The sequence below is a fragment of the Marinobacter sp. genome, assembly GCF_040882185.1.
In the GTDB taxonomy this organism is placed as follows: Bacteria; Pseudomonadota; Gammaproteobacteria; order Pseudomonadales; family Oleiphilaceae; genus Marinobacter.
Map to the genome: position 1 here is coordinate 1 of NZ_JBBEBW010000013.1, position 22,482 is coordinate 22,482.

Consider the following 22,482-nt stretch of genomic DNA (forward strand, 5'->3'; position numbering starts at 1 on the left):
TGAGCCACTGTGCAGTAAACATAGGAACTCGAGTCAAGTTTTGGCGAGAGCTGCTTGATCAAATCCTGGAGAAACTGTGTTCGCTTCATGTTTGGGTGTCCTGTGGCCGAATGTCGGGGGCATCTGCTGGGGGAGTTTCAAATTAACCTTCAGAAGGATAACCAATTGCGGACAATGTCGTCACTCCACTTAACATGATAAGCAAACAAAGATTGCAGGCAGGGCCCTAAGAATTTTTCCACCCGAGGTGAAGGGAGGTTTCATCAGACTCACCCCCCCTGGTGTCCATCACAGAAAAATCCACCTCGTCCATAGATTCAGCCAAATAGTCCAACATTGCCCTTACCGCCGGAAGCAATCCACGACGTGAAGGATAAACCGCATGGAGAATTCCGCCTCTGGGCTGCCAACCGGGCAAAACATTGATTAAGCGCCCTTCAATCAGGTCCCGGCCACCAACGATCAGCGGCATCCGTACTACTCCAAGCCCTTCAAATGCAGCTTGCCTTAGAGTGAAAACATCGTCAGTCACCAGCCTCGGTGAGTGTTGCACCTGGGCCACCGAGCTATCGGGGCCGTCCAGGCACCATACGTGTTTCCCGTCTGCTTGCTCAAAATCGAGGCTGGGTAAATTGGCCAGCTCGGAAGGACTTTCTGGCTTGGCTCGGTTATCAAAGAAATCTCTCGATGCCATCAGGCGTTGTGGACTCCGGGACAACACCTTCATCGTAAGTCCGCTGTCCTCCAGGGGCGGAAACCGGACCCGCAAGGCGATGTCGAAACGCTCCTTAAGTACATCGACGCGTCGACTGGTCGCGTCAATTTCGACTTTTACCTCCGGGTATTGGGCCATAAACCGAACGAGCAACTGACCGACGTGAAAGTAAATTAAACCGGGTGGACAACTTACCCGCACCACTCCCCTTGGCTCCGCGCGCGAACGATCAATCACTTCCTGCGCTGCCTCAGCTTCGGTCAGCATGGCAACGCAATGATGGTAAAATTCCTGTCCTAACTCGGTCACGGTGAATCTTCTGGTAGAGCGATTAACGAGCCGTGTGTCCAGACGATCTTCAAGCACCGCAAGCCTGCGGCTCAGCTTCGATTTGGGCACTCCTAGTGCCCTGCCCGCCGGTGCGAAACCACCATGATTGACCACTTGCACGAAGTAATAAAGATCGTTCAGGTCCTGCATTGTTTATCGTCCTGAAAATAGAACTCTGAGTATAAGTTTCACAATCTACCGGTGCCATAAAGTTCTGGCTATGCTGATGTTGTATCGTCGAAACGTTGCTCAAATGCTGCCGTTGCTGGCATGGCCTTTTTGTCATGAATAAGGCCCGAAGATATCCAGCAAGCCATCTTTGACTTCCAGAACGGAAAGTTCAGCACCCGGAATTCCCAGCCGCTAAACTTACTGGTAGGCCCCGGCCGTCGCAGCCGGATGCCTCAACATCAACGTGAAAAGGAAAATTGACATGGCTTTTAAATACAATCGCTTGGACAAGGATAATGTGGCACTACTAATGGTAGATCATCAGTCCGGACTGCTATCCCTGGTACGAGATTTCTCACCAGATGATTTCAAGAACAACGTGCTGGCTCTGGCGGATATCGCCAAGTTCTTCAACATCCCGACAATCCTGACCACTAGCTTTGAGGACGGTCCAAATGGGCCGATGGTACCGAAGCTGAAGGAAATGTTTCCCGATGCACCGTATTTCGCTCGCCCGGGTCAGATCAACGCCTGGGATAACGAGGACTTCCTGAAAGCAGTCAAGGCGACCGGCAAAAAACAGTTGCTGATCGCCGGTGTAGTGACCGACGTCTGTGTAGCCTTCCCCACGCTATCCGCTCTGGAAGAAGGCTACGAAGTCTTCGTAGTAGCCGATGCCTCCGGTACCTTCAACCAGACCACCCGTGACGCCGCATGGAGCCGTATGGAACAGGCCGGTGCTCAGTTGATGAACTGGTTCAGTGTCGGCTGTGAACTGCATCGCGACTGGCGCAATGACATTGAGGGATTCGGTGGTATCCTGGCCAAGCACCTGCCCCACTACGCAAACCTGATTCAAAGCTACAGCGCCCGAGAAGGCTAGTTTTTAATCATCCTGCCTACGACACTGTGGGCAGGACATGACTACGAATGTGCAGTCGTTCCAATTCTCTGCTGATGTGTAAGGTGACGCTACATTGAGCCCCGATTTAGCGCTGAATCAGCTTATTCTGCTGCAAACTAACCGTTCCAAGCTTACTATGTGCTTCTCAGTTTCCGGACAAACCCAACTTATCGACTTACAGTTCCAGCAATTTAGTAGTTTTTTGGTTGTCCATCCTTCAGGGTCGCCATCGAATCGGGTGACTTTGTTTGAGCAGACCATCCTCATCCCAATCTTCCCAGCCAGTAAACGGAATGGGAGATTCCTCAAAAAGCGTGGTTAGCCGGGCCGCCCAAATAGCTTTTTTCTCCTCAATCTGTTTTCGGAATACAGCCTCTTTCTGATACAGAATACCTCCACCCTGAATGCCATAACTAACCTGGGGTGCCAGTACATCGAACCCCACATAATAAAGCGAGGAGTGAATCGGCCACAGCCATTCCACTATATTTCCCGCGCGGCCAAAAGGCATAAATGCTTGTTCTGGCGAGCCAGTTGTAACGGAACATATCGCCTTTTTGCCCCGGAAATGGCCTCTGTTGTATCGCCGACTGCCGGAATAGAGCCCTCCATAAACTAACACCCGGTCAAACCAGCCTTTCAATATCGCCGGTTGAGCATGCCACCACAACGGGAACTGGAAGATCACCAGGTCTGCCCATTCAAGACGGGCGATCTCATGCTGAACCTCAGTTGGCAGTGCCCCGCGTTCATAATGCGCGCGTTGTTCGGTCAAGGGTGCAAAGTAATCAGCGTCGACCCTATCGGCATAGTTACCAGCACGTTCAACCGCTACACACCAAACCCCTCTGGAGAGGACCTTGCTGCAGTCGCAAGAAGGGTAGAAGCTGATATTCTGGGTGCAGAACGCCGACTGGCATGTCAAGACCTGAAACTTTCCGGAAACATTCGGCTGACGACCACTGATACCCTGTTTACCGGCCTGCTGGCCTGATTTTCGATGATATTCGTGAATCCGGTACCGCGGGCACGGCGAAGACCCCGGTAGAAAGTCCTTCCATCTTATCCACCGATGAGACTGCCAGATTTAGTGATCCCGTCCTTATCAAGAAACCGTATGCTGATTCAGGGCAATACAGTTAAATAAACCACGGTTGCTGCTCTTCGGGCAGCGCTCATAGTGGATTTCATTCTGCCGTGGACCGGATTATCCCCAACTGCTTGTTAACCGCATCGCGAATCTCCCGGTACCTATCAGGATGATTGATCAATGTATCCAGAGTGTCCTCAGGGAAAATCTCTTTCTTCTTTTGCTTTGCTTTCTCATTGGAAAAAATAGCTGGCAATAACTTTTCCAGGCAGCGCAACATCACCTCGGGCGATACCGAAGCCCCAGGGGATGCTCCCAGCAATGTGCCGTAAGTTTTATCTTTGGAAACGAGAATTTCCGTGCCCATCTGCAAATCTCCGTCTTTGATGATTTGCACTCGCTGGCCGGCCTCAATTGGTTTCCAGTCAAACTTTTTACTCAGGCCCGGAGCAAAGCTCTCAAGCTCTTCAAGCATGCTCTTTTCGCCTTTAAAGGTCTCCGAAACCAGATATTTGACCAACGGGAAATGCTCAAGGGCGACGTTCAGCAAGCCCGGGATGTCATGCAGACGGATCGATCTGAGATAATCAAAGAAGCTTCGGCCTTTCTCAAGGACAGGTTTAAAGGATGCGAAAGGACCGAACAGTAAGTAGTGCTTACCATCCACAACCCGTAAATCAAGATGCGGCACGGACATGGGAGGTGCGCCCACTTTGGCTTTGCCATAGGTTTTAGCCCGGTAATCCCCAGCCTGTTCTTTAGTGATGGGAGCCTGCAGAAAACGACCGCCCACAGGAAAGCCAGTGAAGCGCTTCCGAAACGGCAAATGGCTTTTTTTCAAAAGTGGAAATGCGCCCCCACCAGCCCCTACGAAAAGCACATCGGCTTTATGCTGAACTGCGGTCCCTCTGCTATCGGCCTCGATAATCCATCGCCCGCTCGGGCTCCTGTGCACGCGCTTTACATGGGTGCCATATTCAATTTTTACACCCAGGTCTTGTACGGCATAGGCCGCCATTTGCTCCGTTAAAGCACCGAAGTTTACGTCCGTGCCTGTTTCGATGACGGTGGCCGCCATTTTTTCATCGCGCGGGCGCCCTTCCATGGTGTAGGGAATCCAACTTTTTATCTCATCAAAGTCTTCCGAGTAACGCATGTGCTCGAAAAAATGATGAGCCGACATTTCCCTGAATCGCAGTTGCAATTCTTCGATGGCAGATTCGGAAACAATCGTGCAGTGCTTGGTCTGGTTTATGAACGTTTTCGGGTCTTTGATGGTTCCTTTTTTAATTAAATAAGCCCAGAACTGTTTAGCAACATTGAACTGAGCATGGATTTTCAGAGCTTTTTCAACCGATATGACTTCTTCATCCACCGGGGTGTAGTTCAGCTCACAGTTCGCCTCGTGGCCCGTACCGGCATTCCAGAACGCCGAGGAGTTTCCGGCCCCGGCACCTTCAAGTCTCTCTAAGATGGTGATGTCCAATTCCGGAGCGATCTCTTTTGCCAATGTGGCAAAAGTAGTCCCCATGATCCCTGCGCCTATGATAATTACGTTCATAAAGTCTGCTCGCCAAACTGAATTTCAATTAGGGTAGTAAGCAAAGTTTTCTCGATCGAAGGTATCATGCTTACGGTATAGCCTGAACATCTGGCTAGCGCTGATTTACGGCCATATGATTCAGTAACGCAGCGGTTTATATTTCGATGAGTGTCCGCCCTCTCCTTATACGTACGATGTCCGCCATAATAGCCAGCGCGATCTCCGCTGGCGTTTTACTGCCAAGGTCCAGCCCTACCGGCATGTGAATCCGTTCAATTTCAGCGTCACTCAGCCCACCTGTACGACGGAGGCGGTCTGCGCGGGCCTGAGACGTTCGCCGGGAACCCATTACGCCAATGTAGCTGGCCGAGGTTTTAACGGCGGTCATCATGGCGAGGTCATCAATGCGGGGATCGTGGGTGACTGCAACGACGGCCGTGGACGGCGTGCAGGCACCGGGGGAGGCAATGTATAACGAGGGAAACTGCGGGATGAATTCGACTCCCTGCGGCAGGGTGAGGCCTCGCATTACCTCTTCCCTTGGGTCACAGAGCACTACTTGATAGCCAAGGTTGATAGCAAAATTCGCGCAGGCCTCCGCCACCGTTGAATAGCCCGCAAGAATCAGTTTCGCTACCGGGCCTATGCGAATCCGAACCACTTCTGCGCCATCTTCCCAAAGCACTTTTGGGCCGGTCGGCCCTGCCGGCTCAAGCCAGGCCCCTCCATCTATCAGGGTAACGGAGCGCAGTTGTTCATCCTGACCCGCCAAGGCACTCAAAACCTGTTGCAGATGCACCTGGTTGTCGGAATTCACGAGCAACCGTTCCACCAGGACGTCAAGAATACCGCCACATGGAAGGCGAACGTGTGCGTTGTCTGACTTTTCTCCAGGCTCGCCGTACCTCACGATCACGGCAGGCAGCTCATACTCACCGGCAACGAGGCGATCCAGAAAGTCGTCCTCAATACAGCCACCCGAGAGCGAGCCCATATGATCACCATTTGACGTGGCGACCATGAGTGAACCTGGCTCTCTTGGCGATGAGCCGAAGGTGGACAGAACGGTGCAAAGCCAGACGGTCTTGCCATCCGCAAGCCAATTGACGGCCTGCTCGATTACCCGGTAATCCAGACTCTGCATGGTCATCAGCTCAACTGGTTGCCAATGGGCAGGCGTCGTATCCGCTTGCCTGTCGCGGCAAACACCGCATTGCACAATGCTGGCGCAACCGGCGGCAGGCCGGGTTCACCCACACCCCCCATCGGTGCATCTTTGCCACTATTGACCAGATGCACATGAACTTCCCGGGGCGCATTGACCATACGGGGAATCTGGTAGCGATCAAAGTTGGTTTGCTCGGTATCGCCATCTTTGAAAGAAACTTCACTGTGCAGGGCAATACCGATGCCCATAACGCAGGCACCTTCAAGCTGCGAGCGAATTCGCTCCGGATTAACGGTTTGACCGCAATCGAAGGCGATGTCGGCCCGGTGAACGATGACCTCACCGCTGTCGTCTACCTCCACATCCAGCACAATAGCGGTGTAGGAAACAAAGCTGTGATGCATGGCCAACCCCAAACCCCGGCCCTTAGCACTTTCCTTGCCCCAGTCGGCTTCCTTGGTGGCTCTTTCCACCACGGCCCGCATACGGCCAATGTCGATGGGGTAGATGTCGGGATTCTCACCGTAATTCCAACCGTCTTCGAACTTCTCGGGATTGATCTGACGTGGCTCGCCCAGCAACTCCAGCAGGTAATCCCTGTGGTCCTTGCCGGCCGCCTCGGCCATTTCCGCAGCGAAACTCTGGATGGCGTATGCGTGGGGCAGATTGTAAACCGCCCGGAACCAGCCAATTCGGGTATGGGCAGCAGCCTTCGGGTTTTCCAGGCGGATCGAAGGAATGTCGAATGGCATGGTGTTGAAACCCATGCCCAGTTCAAAATCACCCTTGTGTTTCGGATCTTCAGCGAACAGCGAGCCGATGCTCGGCGACAGGGTCCGGTGCAGCCAGCCGGTGGCCTTGCCGTCACTGTCGAGAGCGGCGTCCAGCCTGTCTACGGACACCGCATGGAAGTAGGTGTGCCGGATATCATCCTCACGTGTCCACTGGACTCGTACCGGACGACCTTCAAACTCTTTCGCCAGCCGGGCTGCCTCGATCACGAAATCCGGTTTTGACTTGCGACCGAAACCGCCGCCGAGCAGAGTCTGATGCACGGTTACATTTTCAAGGTCTATTCCCAATACAGCGGCAATACCGTCACGGGCGGCCCGTGGATGCTGGACCGGCGCCCAGGCTTCGGCTTTGCCATTTTTTATCCGGACCACAGCAACCGGCGGTTCCATTGGAGCCTGGGCCATATGGGGCATGTAGTAAGTGGCGGTGACCCTTTGGTCGGCGTTTTCCAGCGCCTTGTCAACATCGCCGGATTCGCGGACGGTCTTGCCGGACGATTCCGCTCGTTGTTCCAGCGTCTGGCGGTATGCTTCCGAGGTATAGGAAGCATTGTCACCGGCGGCTTCAAGATCCCAGTTGATGGACAGCGCCTCACGGCCACGAATGGCCGCCCAGGTGTTTTCCGCCACCACGGCCACACCCCCAAGAGGATTGAAACCGGCAGGCATGTCCGTGCCCTCCGTTTGGAGAATCTTCACCACCCCGGGAACGTTTTTCGCTTTGGTGTCATCCAGGCTTTTCACCCGGGCACCCAGCACTGGAGGTCGGGCAATCACGGCGTACAGCATATCGTCCATTTGTACGTCAGCGCCAAACCGGGCCTTGCCGGTGACGATGTCCTCGCCATCGATGGCGGGTGGACGGCTGTTGTCATTCTTCAGCTCACCGTTGACCAGGCCGGTTTCACGGCCGATGTAGCGCAGTTGACTGTCATCCTTCAAGGTCAGGTTTTCACGGGCCGGTACATCAAGCACGCGGGCCGCAGCGGCCAGCTCGCCAAAGCCGAGCGTGCGGTCACTGCCCTTATGCACTACCTCTTGTACGCGGGTCTCTACCTCCTCGACAGGTACGCCCCACTGATTGGCAGCCGCCTGCTCCAGCATCTGTCGGGCACCGGCAGCGGCACGGCGCATCGGCTCGTACCAGTGACGCATACTGCGCGATCCGTCCGTATTCTGGTTGCCGTACTTGTCTTGGTCGGCCTCAGCCTGTTCGACCCGAACCCGGTCCCAGTCCGCGCCGAGCTCGTCGGCAGCCACCAACGCCAGGCTGGTTCGTATGCCCTGCCCCATTTCCGCCCGATGGTTGATCACCGTAACGGTGCCATTTCCATCAATGCTGATGAAGACATTGGGATTATCAACCCAACCCCCGGGCATGGCTTCGGCGCCGTACTTGACCTCCTCGGCAAACGCCAGGTCCCAGCGTGCTGCAACGACCAGGGCACTACCGACGGCCAGCCCTTTGAGAAAACGCCGACGACTTACGTTGGCTAGCAAAAGGGAATCATGGGATTTGCTCATGACTGCTCCTCCGTGTCGGAAACCTGCTCGATAGCGGCAAAAATACGGTTGTAGGTACCGCACCGACACAAATTACCGTTCATGGCGTCACGAATTTCAGAGGCATCGGGTTTGCTATTCTGCTTCAACAGTGCCGTGGCTGTCATGATCTGGCCACCCTGGCAGTAGCCGCATTGGGCCACGCCCAACTCCAGCCAGGCCTGCTGGACCCGTTTTCCTACCTTATCGTCTGACATCGCCTCAATGGTGGTGATTTCCCGGCCCACGGCACCGGAAACCGGAGTTACACAGGAGCGCATGGCCGTTCCATCCAGATGCACCGTGCAGGCACCGCACTGGGCAATACCGCAGCCAAACTTGGTGCCAGTCAGTTTCACAACATCCCGCAAAGCCCAAAGCAGAGGCATATCGTCTGGTACATCCAATTCGTGAGCTTGTCCGTTTATCGTCAGGTTAATCATTGAACTCTCTCATTATCGTTTTGTTGGGCCGGCACCGTAGCTGGCCAAATATATCGAGCTTAATCCTGTTGAGACTTTACGACCACTGAGTTTTACGGATCAACTGCTACCTGAATCTGATAATTCCTGATTTCACTTAATGATCCCTTTCCTCAGGTCACTACAAGTCGGAATCCAAGGGCTCCAGCGCCAGCGCGTTCTTCAACTGCTGGTATTGATCGCGATACACTAGTGCTCCAAGGGCCATGACGGCTTTGGTAGTCATACGATGAAACTTTTCCTGAATGACATCGGGGATGGTGGTTTTCAGTCTAACGTTCGCCATTTCGATCACGACAGCGCCCATCACCAGAAGGGCGTCTAACCGGGCTGACTCTTCGCCCTCATCGGCTATTTTGCGGGCCAGGCTCTTCGCGTCCCGCACAATCGTTTGCTCACTCCGATTCAGAATCCGGTCATCAAACTGCATGAGTGACCCGTAGCGTTTACTGCGCTTGATATGGAACGCCTCCTTCACTGCCGGGTCCTGCCCATCCTCCGGCGCGGTGGTGAGACTGAGACCATGGAGGCGGAAATCGATCTCCCCTTTTTCGCGCTTCTGTTCAAACACTTTCTGAATATCAACCCGGGCAAGCTCCGAAGTCGCTTTGAGCGCTTCCGCAGTGACGGCATCGAATGTCTCTTTTTCGAGGACGTCGAGTACCCGACGCATATCGTGGATGGCCAGCATGATGTCTCGCCAAAGTTGGGGCGGTGCGTGCTCGGGATCGTCAGTGAACCGGCGCTGAATACTTCGGGCGGTGAAAAAAGCCTTTTCGATATCGTGGGGGTCGAGTTCAGGATGCTGGGCGGCCCACTGGACGCCGAATTCGTCCAGTTCTGCAATGAGACTTGGGGTTAGAATAAGAAGATAATACTTTAATCCCAAAGGGATCTCATCGGCCACGAATGACACCTCCGGAATCTGCCTGTTTCTGGATCCAGTGTAGCCTTGCCCCGGCAGGTTCGCGACCGCTGAACCACCCGTCTTTGACAAATCGCTAATAACTCTCCCCTGCCGCAGGGTATACGATGGCGTGCTACATTAAACAGTAACGTAAATACGTTTTACCCTCAGGGACCGTACCGCATGCCTTACGCCCGAATCACTGGCACTGGCTCTTACCTGCCAGACAATATCGTTACCAACAAAGATCTCGAGAAAATGGTCGATACCAACGACCAGTGGATCCGTGAGCGTACGGGAATCGAGCAGCGCCATATCGCCGTTGACGGCCAGACCTGTGTTGACCTTGCTGAGCAAGCTGCGCGGCTTGCTATAGAGGCCGCAGGCATCGAACCCCAGGAGATTGACCTGATCGTTTTCGCCACATCCACTCCGGATAAGATCTTTCCCAGTTCCGCGTGCATCCTGCAAGCCCGGCTTGGGATCCACGGATCTCCGGCATTTGATATCCAGGCAGTATGCAGTGGTTTTGTGTATGCGCTTTCAGTGGCCGACAAATTCATTAAAACTGGCAGCAGCAAAAAGGCACTGGTGATCGGTGCGGAGGTATTCTCCCGCATTATCAACTGGGAAGATCGAGGAACTTGCGTATTGTTTGGCGACGGCGCCGGCGCCGTTATCCTTGAGGCCAACGAGGAAACTGGCATTCTCTCAACGCACATCCACGCTGACGGCCAGTACGAAGACCTCCTGCGAGTACCCTACGGAATTGCAGACGGCTATGATCAGGTCAAGGCGGGTAATGCCTTTGTTGAGATGAAGGGTAATGAAGTTTTCAAGATTGCCGTGAACACACTCGGGAAAATCGTCGATGAGACACTTGCAGCCAACAATATGCAGAAGTCCGATATCGACTGGCTTGTGCCTCACCAGGCAAACCTCCGCATTATCTCAGCAACGGCAAAGAAACTCGGCATGCCGATGGATCGGGTTGTAGTAACGGTGAACAAACACGGCAACACCTCGGCTGCCTCGATACCGCTCGCCCTGGACGTTGCAGTGCGAGATGGCCGTATTCAAAAGAATGAAGTGCTATTGCTGGAGGCATTTGGTGGAGGGTTTACCTGGGGTTCAGCATTGATTCGTTATTGATCAGGGAAAATCCAGCGCGGCACCAGATCGGATTTTCGCTATTGTAGGAGCGCTTTCAACCGCGATTTGAAACTTGCGGTAGTGACCCCGCCAGAATCGTGACTGAAGTCACTCCTACAACAGCTCAGAAACCTCTGTCTTGGATTTTTCAGCCCATAATGCTCAATCGGGTTTTTGAGTTGGTGCCTGCAACACTTTCAAGACCCGTAATATTCAACAAAGTAATACCTGGGCGGGACAAATCAACATGCCCCTCATCCCGAAACTGACCCAGCACTCGGCTCACATGGACAACGCTTAAGCCCAATGCATCAGCTATTACCGCCTGAGGCAAGCGCACCACATTTGGGGCCTGATGAGTCGGTTCACGAATATCCTGTATCTTGCCAGCTTTGCGTTTGGGGCGACGTTGACCTGTGCGCTTGGAACGTTCTATTCGATGGCGAATCTCCAGCAAAAAATGCGCTGTACGCTGGCGTGCACAGTAGCGTGCCAATCCGACAAGTCGCTCTGTCAGATTTACCTGTTCGCGGGAAATCATATTAATAAACAACCGTGACAGCACCGGCGACTGACAGAACACCTGAGTGACTTCTGTTTTGTTGTAAGCGGTAAGCACGCTTTCCGACAGAGTAGTCAGTCCGGAGCCGTGCTCTGAACGCGATAGTTCATCCAAGGCCACAATCTCGCCTGGAAAATAAATATCAATAATCTGACGACTGCCATCTTCCAGATGACGATGAGTAAAGCACACCCCTTCTTCGACCATGTAAAAGTGCTCGGACGGGTCTTCCTCCCGAAACACGATACTGTTTTTTGGGTAGCGCGAGCTGCAACGATCCAACGCATTCACGATAAGTAGTTCGCGTTCCGATAGGCGCGCAACGTAATCAAATAAGTCCGACTGCGAGTGCTGCGTTTCCTTATCCATCGTGTTCTCCTCTGCTCTTCTATGCACGAATGTGCTGTTGCTACTTCTTCGTGTTGTTTTGCTTCTAATACCAAACTGACGAAATAGCGGAGGTAACACTATTGCGGATACTACGATCAGGGTTTTCGAAACATTACAGTGGGAACATTAGTGCTAGTTCATTGTTATTTATGAAAAATATTACTGTAGCCTTTAGCTATATGAGCACTCAGAAAGCAAAACATTAATAAATCGTAGTGAAATAAACCGAAGATTCTGCGTTTGAAAAGGAAAATAAACCTGAATAGCAGAGTTTGGTGTGATTATTGGCAGCAGCCTGGGAAGGCCATTAGGTAGGTCCAACGGATCAGCGTTTACGGCACTTGCTTCAAGCTCCGCCAACGCAAGTTCACGAGGAAATGGTTCTGTAGAGGTAAGAAGAGAGATAAGAGGTCTTATCCGTTACCTTTCTCATATTCGGCATCAGCGCAAGAGATACACAAGGTGGCGTATGGCAAAGCTTTGAGCCTAGCTGGATTAATCGCCGCTCCGCACCTTTCGCATTCCTCCCCTGAACCTTCCTCGATGCGCTCCAGAGCGCGATTGACCTTGACCAACTCGGCCCGAACCTCATTTTCAAGGCCATCGACTACTTCATCATTTTGTCGCTCAACCGCCTGCTCGCTGAAATCGGGGTTCAGAGCACCGTCTTCACGATGTTGATGGGCCTGAAACCGCTTCAGCCGCTCCGCAAGGTCACGCCTCAGCTCTTCCAAAGCAGATCTTCTGTCAGACATACAAACCCCCACCCAACGAATCGGATTCTCTTACTCTATACTTTCCATCGGAAATAAGATTGCCCCAGATGAGGCGTGCCTATGTCACATGACCTGTACCGTAACACCGTGGTCTTTCCAACCATTGTGGCCATAGCCCCGTTCATTGTCAGTGCGCCCTTCGGGCTGGGCATCACCATCAACATCGGTGGCCCTACTGACGATTCGGTATTCGCCAGCGTTCAAATCAGCGGCCAGTACGAAGGGTCGCCAGGCGTAGGGGCCCAGATCCGGCCCCAGAAAGCGAGCTTGCTTCCAATTGCTACCACCGTCTGTCGAAACTTCGACTTTTTCAAGCGCTTTAACGCCACCAAAAGCAACGCCGTAGATCATAGCGCGCCCGGTGGAAGCGTTCTCAAGCGGCGCGGTTACCCAGGATTTGACGTTCATTTCCCACATCGACGGCTGGTCTGGTGAGCCCGACACGCCGACATCCCTGACACGGTAACCTGATACCTGAATCTTGGCGTCAGTCTGGCTTTCAGTGAAGGCGAGGTTCTTGATGTATTTGACGTTATTGACCCCGTAGAACCCGGGTATCACGAGACGTAATGGGCCACCATGAGCCAAGGGTATGGCTTCATCGTTAAGTTCCCAGGCCAGCAAAGCAGTTTCCAGCGCACTGACAGGAACCGAACGCTCAACCATGACGGATTTTGGCTCCAGTCCATCCGGGATTTTTTCACCGCCAGTGCCAGTGATGTACTTCATGCCGTCCGCCATTCCCCCGAGTTCGCTGACAACGTCTTTCAATGGAACGCCTGTCCACACGGCGCACCCTGCGGCACCGACTCCCCATTGCGTACCGCTCGCTCCATGGGGGAAAAACGCCCGGCCATTGCCTGAGCATTGTAAAACCGAAGCGACCGTTTCCGCGCCCAGCCGTTTTAATTCAGCCACTGTCAGAGTGCGAGGGTTTTGGACGCCCTCAATATTCACTTCCCAGGCATCCGGATCACTGGTGATTTCCTCACTTGGGGCGGAAAGATTATTGCGAACAAAAAGCCGGTCACTCGGGGTCACCACACCGCTACCGATAGCGCCCCGCTCGGTCTCCATGGTGTTTGCACTGTGAACAATCAGCGCGCTGGCTTCCTTCCAGCGGGTGTACTCCGGTAGTGTTTTCGCCTCTGCCGCTTTCGCAATGGGAGTAAATCCCAGCAGTGACACCGCAGCCATAGCACCTGCACTTCCCACCAGCAGGTTGCGACGGCTTTGATTTATCTCGTTATTCGACGTATTTGTAAGGGGTGATGCTTGAGCTTTGTGATCCACGGCACTTCTCCTTTTTATTATAGAAATGAGCGCGCAACGACGGTTCTGAGAACAGAGCCGGTATATCCTTATAGCTTATAGCTCTTGATCAATTTTTGGTCAACCACCGCCGCCCATGTTGCTGAACAGGCTGGTGAGAATTGCCAGGCCGACGATCCAGCCGATGGCCGCGGGCCAGAAATTGACTGACTGAGGCTTTTCTTCTGAGTGTTCTTCCTCGCCACCCTGTTTGGAAACGCTTTGTCTGGGTTCATCAAAAACGCTCGACGGTTTTGCGTCGCGCAATGAGTGCCAGCCAAACCAGTCAGCTAAAAAATGAGCCACCTCAGGTGGGAAGGCGCCATTTTCGGCCATCGGTCGGACTTCTTTCTCGAGAGCTTCATCGATCTGTTGCCGAATCGCAGTCTGGTCAGAGGGAGGTTCGGCGAGGATGGCTTTCCAGACCTGCACATCTTTTGTCCGGTAGGTGTCATTGAGCAGGGCCCGGATCTGAATGACCGTCTCCCGGACTACCCTGTGGTCATTCTCGCTCAGTGGGCGATCCTCTGTATCAGGATTTAACGCCTCAGTATCCATCTCCGCCAGCGGGGGGTGAACCGGTTCATTATCAATCGGTTTCTCTACAGATGACGGATTGGTAGCCTGACCGGTGTCGGATAAAGCCTGCCGGTAGGCTTTATCCAATAAAGACTGTTCGCCCTTAGAAGCGAACTTCTGCTGCCGTTCATACGCTTCGTCTATGACGGCTCTATCCCGGGTTGGTTCAATTCCGAGTACGTCCCAACAGTTCATTCGATTTCACTCCGTATCTGACTTGGGCATCCCTGCCCGGAAAATTCAGGGTCAGAGGCTTACAACGTCTTTAAGATTAAGCTAAGTTAATCATGCCAACCCTGACCACATTATAAAACCTGAACCATGCCTATAGCGCCTTTTATCTCGTTACGACCTGTTCATCGGGCTCTGATCACTCTCCTGTTCCCCACTTTAGTCGCCGGGCCCGTATGCGGGGATGAGTTGGATCAAAATTTCAGCCAGGACTACTCCTTTATCTTCGATTCACCCGTTCCCGAAGTACTCACAACCACTCGGCTCCGACAGCCCAAGTCGAAGGTGCCTGGCAGTACCACTATCATCCAGGGCGATCTTATTCGCGATCTGGGCATACTGAACCTGGTGGAGGTGTTCCGGCTGGTACCCGGTATGACGGTCGCTTATGTTGGCAGCAATAAGCCGGTGACCAGCTACCACGGCACTGTCGCTTTCGATCAACGGCGTCTACAAGTTCAGATTGACGGCCGCACTGCCTACCAGCCAAGTCTCGCTGGTGTGGAGTGGAACACCATGCCGGTTGCCCTCGAAGCGATTGAGCGCATTGAAATCAGCCGTGGACCGAACTCCGCTGCGTACGGTATTAACGCGTTTCTCGGAACCATTAACATTATTACCCGCTCCCCTGTTGACAGTCAGGGAGTGCAATTACACAGTTCCTTCGGTCGTGGCGGTCACAAAAATCTCTATGGGTCTGTAGCTGATACCCAGGACGATTTCAGTTGGCGATTATCGTACCAGCGGCGCGAAGACGACGGATTTGACGAGCAATCTGCTGATGTCAACAACACCAGTGAACCGCCTCCCTTCAACAATGGCTACGAGTTCAACCATTTCAACTACGCTGCGACGCAGGAATACGGATCCAATCACTCCCTCGAGCTGCGAGCGGGCGTAACCGATGGTATTGATGAGGAGGATAAGTTGCGGATGGGTGAGGAGTTCGGAGCCCAGACCGACCCCAATATTATTGTCGATGACTACTACCTTCAGGCCCGCTGGAACACAACGCTATCAGAGTCCCACTTTTTTCATGTCCAGACCGCCTACCAGAACTACAATCGGCGCCAACGTTGGCGAACCTGTGCGGATCTGACGGCAATCGCAGGTGCCCCTCCCGGCACCCCGGATTTATGTGCCCATACCAATCAGGATATGGAAGAATCCCGGCTGGAATTTGAAGTGCAGGACACCGTGGCGTTGTCACCAAGCACCAGGCTGGTCTCCGGTGCGGGTTACCGGGAGGATCGATTCGAATCCGATACCTTCTTCAACGGTAACGGTAGCACCTACCAGGCTCGGCTTTTTGCCAACCTTGAGTACACGCCAATTAACTGGTTGACGTTCAATATTGGCGGTAACCTGGAGAAAACCTCCAGTCTGGATGACACCTTCTTTTCACCGAGGCTCGCTGCAAACTTTCAGCTCGCAAAAAACCACACCTTACGTTTCGTGTTTTCCGAGGCGGTAAGAACACCCGATGCATTCGAGCAAAGCGCAGACTGGGGCTATCGCGCAACAAATATCGAACCAGCAGCTTTGTATGGAGGCTTCGAAGGACAGCGCGTTGGACCTCAATTCCAGGCCCCGGGAACGCTCAGGGAAGAACATATTATTTCCAGAGAAATCAGCTACTTTGGGCAATATCGCCTGGCAGGTGGGCTATTATCTACGGAGATCAAATATTTTTACGACCACTTAAGAGATGTGATCAGCGGGTATCTGATCATCGATGAATGGGACCTCGACAATAATGTTGCTCTGGACCAGCAGGGTTTTGAAATAGAAGCGTCCATTGAATTCCCCACGAGTCAGTTCCGGGCCACGTATGCTTACATGGATCAGGACGGCGAATACCGGGGTGCTCCCAAAGCCACCGCCGGAGAGGAAGAAGATTTCATCCAGCTTGAGAGCCGGCTTACGGTCAGACATTCGGGCAGCCTTGCCTGGATTCAGCGTTACGGCTATGACATTTCTTCAGCCGTCGCTTACTATTTCGCGGATGAATTCAAAACCGGTCCCTTCGAACGGCTGGATTTAAGATTGGTAAAAAGTGTGTACACGCCTAGACTGAGCTATGAGGTAGCGGTTGTTTTTCAACACTATATGAACAGCAATCCGATCCTGAGCAGGAATAATATAATCAGGGATAGAAACCAGTTTTTCATTGAAGCTGGGCTCCGGTTTTAATGGCGCCCAAGGCGCTTCTGCAAAAGCTGGACGTCAAACCAGGGCCGGTATGATTGAAACGCTGACCGAGATCACCCTAAAGACGAAAGCATACTGGCTCATCCGGCTGGCCAAACTGTTTGTGTGCGTATTGCTATTCAGCCCCCTGCCCGCGCTGTCCCAGAATGCCAGCAACAGTGCCTACTCCGGATTGCCGAAAACATCCATCCTGGTCGCCGGCTCCGGTAATACCGCGTTCAACGCGCATTTTATGAACCTGCTTAACCGTGGGCTCGGCGACAGTGCTGACATCAGTACTTATACCGAAGATCGCATCCTCGCCACGCCAAATGCACTCGTTATTACTCTTGGCTCGAATGCTTTGAGCCAGGTGCAGCAGCAACGTCCGAGACCGGCGATTCTGGCACTGATGATCAGTGAGGCCCTGTTTGCAGGCTATCTCCACCGAACCGGCGCTCCCAGTTCAGCCATTTATAACCACCTGCCACTGCTACAACAGGCTCTGCTTGGTCACCTGATCTTGCCCCAGGCATCTCGTATTGCCCTGCTAGCCCGGCCCGGCACCGAGGCGAGCTACGATTCACTGATCGAATCGTTGTCACACTTCGATCTGGAAGTAAGAGTATTTACCGTCGAGAGTAATGATGTATTGATCGCTACCCTCTCCCGCGCGCTGACTTATGGTGACTTTCTATTGGCCACACCGGATGAAATGATCTTCAACCCGAGAACCATCAAACACATATTGTTGACTACCTATCGTAGAAACAGAATCATTATTGGGCCGAATCGCGCATTTGTCGGAGCTGGCGCATTAGCTTCTACCTTCGTTCCGCTTCATGGTGTTGTTGCCAAGGTTCATGAGCAGTTAGAAGCTTACAGCGCCACCGGAAAATTACTGCCGCCAGCCTACCCCCGGAATTTCGCTGTTGAGGTCAACGCTCAGGTTGCCCGTTCCCTGAACATCCCCGTGCCCGCACCAGACATCCTTGAAGCCCGTTTAAAAGAGCAGCTCAGTGAATTGGCGAAAGGACTTACCCATGACGCCGACTAACCGGAGTCGCCGTTCTCTCAGTCGCCAGCTACTTTGGCTGGGCGCTCTGCCGGCAATCGTGATGTTCCTGGTGCTGATGACATTTTTCACCTCAGCCAGACTGGATGACGCGAGGAAGGACATCTACAGCAGTAGTCAGGTGCTTGCGGACAACCTCGGGCCGGCGGTTGAATACGCCGTGGTCTCAGGTAATGAGCAGGCACTGGACCAGATTCTCCAACAATCCATACGTCGCAGCGATGTGGAATGGATACGAGTGCTGGATGTTATGGGCACACAAGTGGGTTTTGTCTCCAGGACTAACGGCGAGAGCCCAATTGAAGAGCATGATGGGATACAGATATTCGAATCTGCAATACTGCAGCAACCTTTAAGTATGCAGAGTGAGGATCGTATTGCCTGGTTTGAGCCCGACTACAACTTAGGGTCTGGTGCATTGCGCGCTGGAACCGTGGAGGTTGGTGTATCGGATCGACGTCTCGAAACCCGGCGCAGTGATATTATCTGGAGTTCCCTGGGGTTAGGCATAGCCTTGTTGATTTTCACTCTGCTGGTGGTCAACCAGATGCTTGCCCGCGTCATAGAGCCCGTCATAGGACTCTCAGAACGTGTGAAGGAATTAATGAAGCGGGAATATCACCCGTCCCAGATAAGCCACCGCGGCACCTCCGCGGAATTTGTGGAGCTGGAACAGAACCTGAATGCCCTGTCTGCCCATCTGGCCAACCTGAAGGTCTCCCAGGCCCAGACACTTTCGATTTCGGAGAGTGCACGGGAACGGGCTGAGACTGCCAACCTGGCCAAATCGGAATTCCTGGCGGTGATGAGTCACGAACTTCGCACGCCCCTGAACGGCGTGCTGGCAATGCTTGAACTGGTTTCCGAAGAACCGATGACAGGGCGGCAACGGGATTACCTGGTCACTGCACGACGCTCAACTGAGGATCTCTTCACCGTAATAAGCGACATCCTGGATTTCTCCCGGTTGGATCGCGGCATGCTGGTACTGGATTTTCATGAGTTTGACCTCAGGGAGTTGGTCGCAAACTGTACCGCGACTTTCCGACACTCGGCTGACCAGCAAGGGCTCACGCTGACTGCGTGTTTTGAGGGCGTCTGGCCGACACCGACAGCCTTCGTTCGCGGAGATGCACCCCGTCTAAGACAGGTGATCGCGTGCCTGCTGGACAACGCTATCAAATTTACCGATGAAGGCGACGTTACCGTCACCAGTGAGTGGCTGACATTGGAAGATGGCTACATGATTCTGAACTGCGAAGTGAAGGATTCAGGTGCCGGCATCCCCAGCGAAAGAATGAAAGAGATGTTCGACAGCTTCGAGCAGTTGGACAACTCCCACTCCCGTCAACCTGGTGGCACCGGCATTGGCCTGGCACTCGTCCAGCGCCTGGTGGAATTGATGGGCGGCCATATACGTGTTGAGACTGACCTTGGGATTGGTTCGGCATTCAGGTTTGAGCTACCGTTCGAAATCGTCGAGCCGATCAACGCCCCACCGGCCAGAGCCCCTGCCACCCTGCTGCCCAATCCCGAAGCCGCCTCCGCCAGCCGTTTATCCACTCGGGCCCTGGTGGTGGAGGACAATCCGGTGAACCAACGTGTAGCCACGGCACTGCTGACGCGCCTTGGTTTTGAAACAGACGCTGTCGATAACGGCCAACAGGCACTCGAGCGTGTACGCGCCAGTCATGATAACTACGAGGTCATACTGATGGATTGTCATATGCCCATCATGGACGGGTATGAGACGACGCGCTCAATCCGTGAGTGGGAGGCCACCGCCGGGCTCAGGAGCACGCCGATCATCGCGTTAACCGCAGATGCTCTACCTGGCACCGAGGCCGCTTGCCACGAAGCGGGAATGAACGATTATCTGGCAAAGCCGGTCAGAAAGGAAAATTTGCGCAAGGTCCTGAGCCGGTGGTTACACCTTTAACTTGCTACCGGCTCTCGCATGGTCACAAATTCTTCTGCTGATGTCGGATGAATACCGATGGTACTGTCGAAATCCGCTTTGGTTGCACCAGCCTTCATAGCAACGGCGATTCCCTGAAGGATCTCACCGGCATCAGGGCCAACCATATGGGCACCCAGAACTTTGTCAGTTTCATCTTCAACAATCAGCTTCATAAGGCTGCGCTCATCACGGCCACTCATGGTGTGCTTCATGGGTTTGAACTCTGACCGGTAGATTCGGAGTTTGCCATGGGACTGGCGAGCTTCTGTCTCCGTCAGGCCAACGGTACCAATACTGGGTTGGCAGAATACGGCGGTTGGAATGCAGCTATAATCCATTTCGCCGTTGCCGTCACCAAACAGTCTGCGCGACAGCACCATGCCTTGGGCCAGCGCAACCGGCGTCAGTTGGGGTGTTCCGATCACATCCCCAAGGGCATAAATGGACGGAACGGTCGTCTGGAAATGGTCATCTACCTCAATGTGTCCGGAGGCATTCATCTGTACCCCCAACTCCTCAAGACCGAGCCCGTCTACTAAAGCACGGCGGCCTGTCGCTGCCATCACGAGTCCAGTGGTCATGGAGGTGCCGTCAGAGAGTGCCACCTGATAATGCGCACCGTCGGTATGAACCGATTCAATCGTGACACCGAACTTCAGATCAATACCTTTTTTACGCAATTCCGTAGCGGTAAATTGCCGCACATCATCGTCGAATCCTCGCAGAAACAGATCGCCCCGGTAGATCAGGGTCGTCTCGACACCCAGCCCCGCAAGGATCCCTGCAAACTCCACCGCAATGTAGCCCCCACCCCAAACTACTGCCTGGCGTGGCAGTTGAGGAAGATAAAACATTTCGTTGGAGCTAAGAATACACTCTTTGCCCGGAAGATCGGGCGTCACCGGCCAGCCTCCCGTTGCAATGGTTATATTCACAGCTGTAAAAGCTTGATCACCCACCACTACAGTGTGAGCGTCACGACAGGTTGCTGTACCTTCAATAATGGTGACGCCGGCGTTCTCAAGCAATCGCTGATAGATTCCGTTCAAGCGTTCTATTTCGGTATTCTTGTTAGCGACCAAGGTGGGCCAGTCAAAGGAGACCCCGTCTTTTGGTACCTTCCAACCATAACCGGCGGCATCTTCGATATCTTCGTGAACATGGGAGCCGTAGACAAACAGCTTCTTGGGCACACAGCCAACGTTAACGCAGGTGCCTCCCAGGTAGCGGGACTCGATAATCGCCACGCGGGCACCTCGCTGGGCAGACATTCTCGCCAGACGAACACCGCCGGAACCGGCACCTACAACGATCAGGTCGAAATCAAAGTTCTCTGACACTTTTTCTCCTCACATTAATGTTTTGATCGCCTCTCAGGCTGAGCTCACCTTGCTTATAACGGGGTCAACTTCACGGAACAATACATAATCCTCATTAGCACCAAGCTGAATTTTACCAAGGCTGCGAAAACCCATGGATTCATAGAACGGCAGGTAGCGGCTGTTGCCGGTATCCAGAACCAGCCCTGAGCCCCGGGCATTCTCGGCGCATAACCGCTCAACAGCCTCCAGAATCATACGACCGAGACCCCGATTCTGGTATTTTGGATGCACACCCATCAGCGGCAGTTGATGCGCCAGGGGTTGCGGCAACAACGCGTTGATCTGCAGATGGTAATCAAGATAACGGCGGGTCGAAGAGAAACCCGTGGTTAACACCATACGAATACGCCAGCTCAACTGTTCAGTGAGATTGAGGCGGAGGTCCGGATCGCCTATAAAGGCCACCGCCACGAGTGTATCTTTCAACATGATCCCAACGGCCTCCTGCCGAAGATCAAAGTAGAGGTTGATCAGCTCACGGATGGTCGCGCGGACTCTCTGGTCATAGCCTGGGCGACGATGGTCAAAAAGATAGTGGAACGTTGGCTCGTGCCTGTAAGCCTGATACAGGATGGACTTGGCTTCACTGATAGCGGTGTTGTCCAACCTGACGACGACAGGTTCCGCCTCGTTATTCTTGTTGGTATTTACGTATGCCATGACTGTGCTCCACTACTGACTCTTTTCTGGGTTCAAACCAGAATTATTAGATTTCCAATGTCAGTCTTACCGACACGTGTCCCGGTGAATTACCACGGTCCAGCGCAGCCTGATCGATAGCAATACCGTATTCACTATTTAATGTTTCGAGCCAAAGAGCGACCTGGCTGAATGGCGCATTTTCAAGCCATACCCGTATACCATTCTCACCGCTAGGCTCAAAGCGCTGCAAAGCCAACCCGGCTTCACCAGCGGAGCGGGTCACCGTCGACATTAATGCCCGGCCGTCAGTAATGGAGGAAGGCGCACTGGATTCTGTACCAGATGCGGCGATCAGTTGGATGGTGCTTCTGTTGGCCTCCATCCAGGACACCAGTTCGGCTGCATTTTCCCGTGCGTCGGTGGCGTCGTCATGAAACGTTGAAACTGGTCGCCAAATCGCAAAGTAGACGATGAACAGAATAACCGCGACGGTCAAAGCGACGAGCGCTTTCTGATCCCGGCGTGGTAACTGGTCATATTGCGCTATGAGTTTCTGAACCGACGGGTGCTCAGTGAGTTTGGCCAT

The 22,482-nt window shown here is 53.4% G+C and carries 20 protein-coding genes; 6 read left to right on the plus strand and 14 right to left on the minus strand.

Annotated elements, in window-relative coordinates:
* Nucleotides 1-226 precede the first annotated feature (226 nt).
* A complete protein-coding gene (locus tag WEB64_RS08035) occupies nt 227-1,195 on the minus strand; it encodes a LysR substrate-binding domain-containing protein (protein ID WP_368059787.1) in 969 nt (322 codons plus the stop codon).
* Nucleotides 1,196-1,478: 283 nt separating this feature from the next.
* On the opposite strand from WEB64_RS08035, the gene ycaC reads away from it, so the two are divergent.
* Nucleotides 1,479-2,099, plus strand: a complete 621-nt coding sequence (gene ycaC / locus WEB64_RS08040) for an isochorismate family cysteine hydrolase YcaC (RefSeq protein ID WP_368059785.1) — start codon at nt 1,479-1,481, stop codon at nt 2,097-2,099.
* A gap of 238 nt (nt 2,100-2,337) precedes the next feature.
* On the opposite strand, the gene WEB64_RS08045 is transcribed toward ycaC, so the two are convergent.
* The gene (locus tag WEB64_RS08045; RefSeq protein WP_368059809.1) at nt 2,338-2,895 is read right to left on the minus strand and encodes an NAD(P)H-dependent oxidoreductase; all 558 of its coding nucleotides are present in this window, start codon (nt 2,893-2,895) and stop codon (nt 2,338-2,340) included.
* Here WEB64_RS08045 and WEB64_RS08050 point away from each other — a divergent pair.
* Complete coding sequence (locus WEB64_RS08050) at nt 2,779-3,114, plus strand: hypothetical protein (protein ID WP_368059811.1); 336 nt, start codon at nt 2,779-2,781, stop codon at nt 3,112-3,114. The genes WEB64_RS08045 and WEB64_RS08050 overlap by 117 nt on opposite strands.
* A 193-nt stretch (nt 3,115-3,307) precedes the next feature.
* On the opposite strand, the gene WEB64_RS08055 is transcribed toward WEB64_RS08050, so the two are convergent.
* The 5 genes from WEB64_RS08055 to WEB64_RS08075 all read right to left on the minus strand — a co-directional run bounded on the left by WEB64_RS08055 (nt 3,308) and on the right by WEB64_RS08075 (nt 9,646).
* Entirely contained in the window at nt 3,308-4,771 is a 1,464-nt protein-coding gene (locus tag WEB64_RS08055; RefSeq protein ID WP_368059783.1) for a malate:quinone oxidoreductase, read from the minus strand.
* A gap of 136 nt (nt 4,772-4,907) precedes the next feature.
* Nucleotides 4,908-5,897: an XdhC family protein gene (locus WEB64_RS08060; protein WP_368059807.1), complete on the minus strand. Its 990-nt coding sequence runs from the start codon at nt 5,895-5,897 to the stop codon at nt 4,908-4,910.
* A 5-nt stretch (nt 5,898-5,902) separates the two neighbouring features.
* Complete coding sequence (locus WEB64_RS08065) at nt 5,903-8,239, minus strand: molybdopterin cofactor-binding domain-containing protein (protein WP_368059781.1); 2,337 nt, start codon at nt 8,237-8,239, stop codon at nt 5,903-5,905.
* Complete coding sequence (locus tag WEB64_RS08070; RefSeq protein WP_368059779.1) at nt 8,236-8,700, minus strand: (2Fe-2S)-binding protein; 465 nt, start codon at nt 8,698-8,700, stop codon at nt 8,236-8,238. The genes WEB64_RS08065 and WEB64_RS08070 overlap by 4 nt, the downstream gene beginning before the upstream one ends.
* Nucleotides 8,701-8,860: 160 nt before the next feature.
* Nucleotides 8,861-9,646, minus strand: a complete 786-nt coding sequence (locus tag WEB64_RS08075) for a hypothetical protein (RefSeq protein ID WP_368059777.1) — start codon at nt 9,644-9,646, stop codon at nt 8,861-8,863.
* 183 nt (nt 9,647-9,829) lie between these two features.
* On the opposite strand from WEB64_RS08075, the gene WEB64_RS08080 reads away from it, so the two are divergent.
* A complete protein-coding gene (locus WEB64_RS08080) occupies nt 9,830-10,798 on the plus strand; it encodes a beta-ketoacyl-ACP synthase III (protein WP_368059775.1) in 969 nt (322 codons plus the stop codon).
* Nucleotides 10,799-10,946: 148 nt separating this feature from the next.
* On the opposite strand, the gene WEB64_RS08085 is transcribed toward WEB64_RS08080, so the two are convergent.
* The 4 genes from WEB64_RS08085 to WEB64_RS08100 form a co-directional block, all read right to left on the minus strand.
* Nucleotides 10,947-11,729, minus strand: coding sequence for a Crp/Fnr family transcriptional regulator (locus tag WEB64_RS08085; protein ID WP_368059773.1), 783 nt, complete (start codon nt 11,727-11,729; stop codon nt 10,947-10,949).
* A gap of 434 nt (nt 11,730-12,163) precedes the next feature.
* Nucleotides 12,164-12,505: a TraR/DksA family transcriptional regulator gene (locus WEB64_RS08090; RefSeq protein WP_368059771.1), complete on the minus strand. Its 342-nt coding sequence runs from the start codon at nt 12,503-12,505 to the stop codon at nt 12,164-12,166.
* An 84-nt stretch (nt 12,506-12,589) separates the two neighbouring features.
* The gene (locus WEB64_RS08095) at nt 12,590-13,819 is read right to left on the minus strand and encodes a sulfite oxidase (RefSeq protein ID WP_368059769.1); all 1,230 of its coding nucleotides are present in this window, start codon (nt 13,817-13,819) and stop codon (nt 12,590-12,592) included.
* A gap of 99 nt (nt 13,820-13,918) precedes the next feature.
* Nucleotides 13,919-14,611: a J domain-containing protein gene (locus tag WEB64_RS08100; protein ID WP_368059767.1), complete on the minus strand. Its 693-nt coding sequence runs from the start codon at nt 14,609-14,611 to the stop codon at nt 13,919-13,921.
* Between the two features lie 225 nt (nt 14,612-14,836).
* Between WEB64_RS08100 and WEB64_RS08105 the strand changes: the two genes are divergently transcribed.
* From WEB64_RS08105 to WEB64_RS08115, 3 genes are read left to right on the plus strand one after another with little or no spacing between them, the layout of a single operon-like run.
* Complete coding sequence (locus WEB64_RS08105; RefSeq protein ID WP_368059765.1) at nt 14,837-16,840, plus strand: TonB-dependent receptor plug domain-containing protein; 2,004 nt, start codon at nt 14,837-14,839, stop codon at nt 16,838-16,840.
* 49 nt (nt 16,841-16,889) lie between these two features.
* Nucleotides 16,890-17,894, plus strand: a complete 1,005-nt coding sequence (locus WEB64_RS08110; protein ID WP_368059763.1) for an ABC transporter substrate-binding protein — start codon at nt 16,890-16,892, stop codon at nt 17,892-17,894.
* On the plus strand, nt 17,881-19,851 hold the full coding sequence (locus WEB64_RS08115; protein WP_368059761.1) for an ATP-binding protein: 1,971 nt from the start codon (nt 17,881-17,883) through the stop codon (nt 19,849-19,851). Before WEB64_RS08110 ends, WEB64_RS08115 begins: the two co-directional genes overlap by 14 nt.
* Here WEB64_RS08115 and gorA read toward each other — a convergent pair.
* From gorA to gspM, 3 genes are read right to left on the minus strand one after another with little or no spacing between them, the layout of a single operon-like run.
* Entirely contained in the window at nt 19,848-21,212 is a 1,365-nt protein-coding gene (gorA, locus tag WEB64_RS08120) for a glutathione-disulfide reductase (protein WP_368059759.1), read from the minus strand. The genes WEB64_RS08115 and gorA overlap by 4 nt on opposite strands.
* 33 nt (nt 21,213-21,245) lie before the next feature.
* Nucleotides 21,246-21,914, minus strand: coding sequence for a GNAT family N-acetyltransferase (locus tag WEB64_RS08125; protein WP_368059757.1), 669 nt, complete (start codon nt 21,912-21,914; stop codon nt 21,246-21,248).
* A 46-nt stretch (nt 21,915-21,960) separates the two neighbouring features.
* Complete coding sequence (gene gspM / locus WEB64_RS08130; protein WP_368059755.1) at nt 21,961-22,482, minus strand: type II secretion system protein GspM; 522 nt, start codon at nt 22,480-22,482, stop codon at nt 21,961-21,963.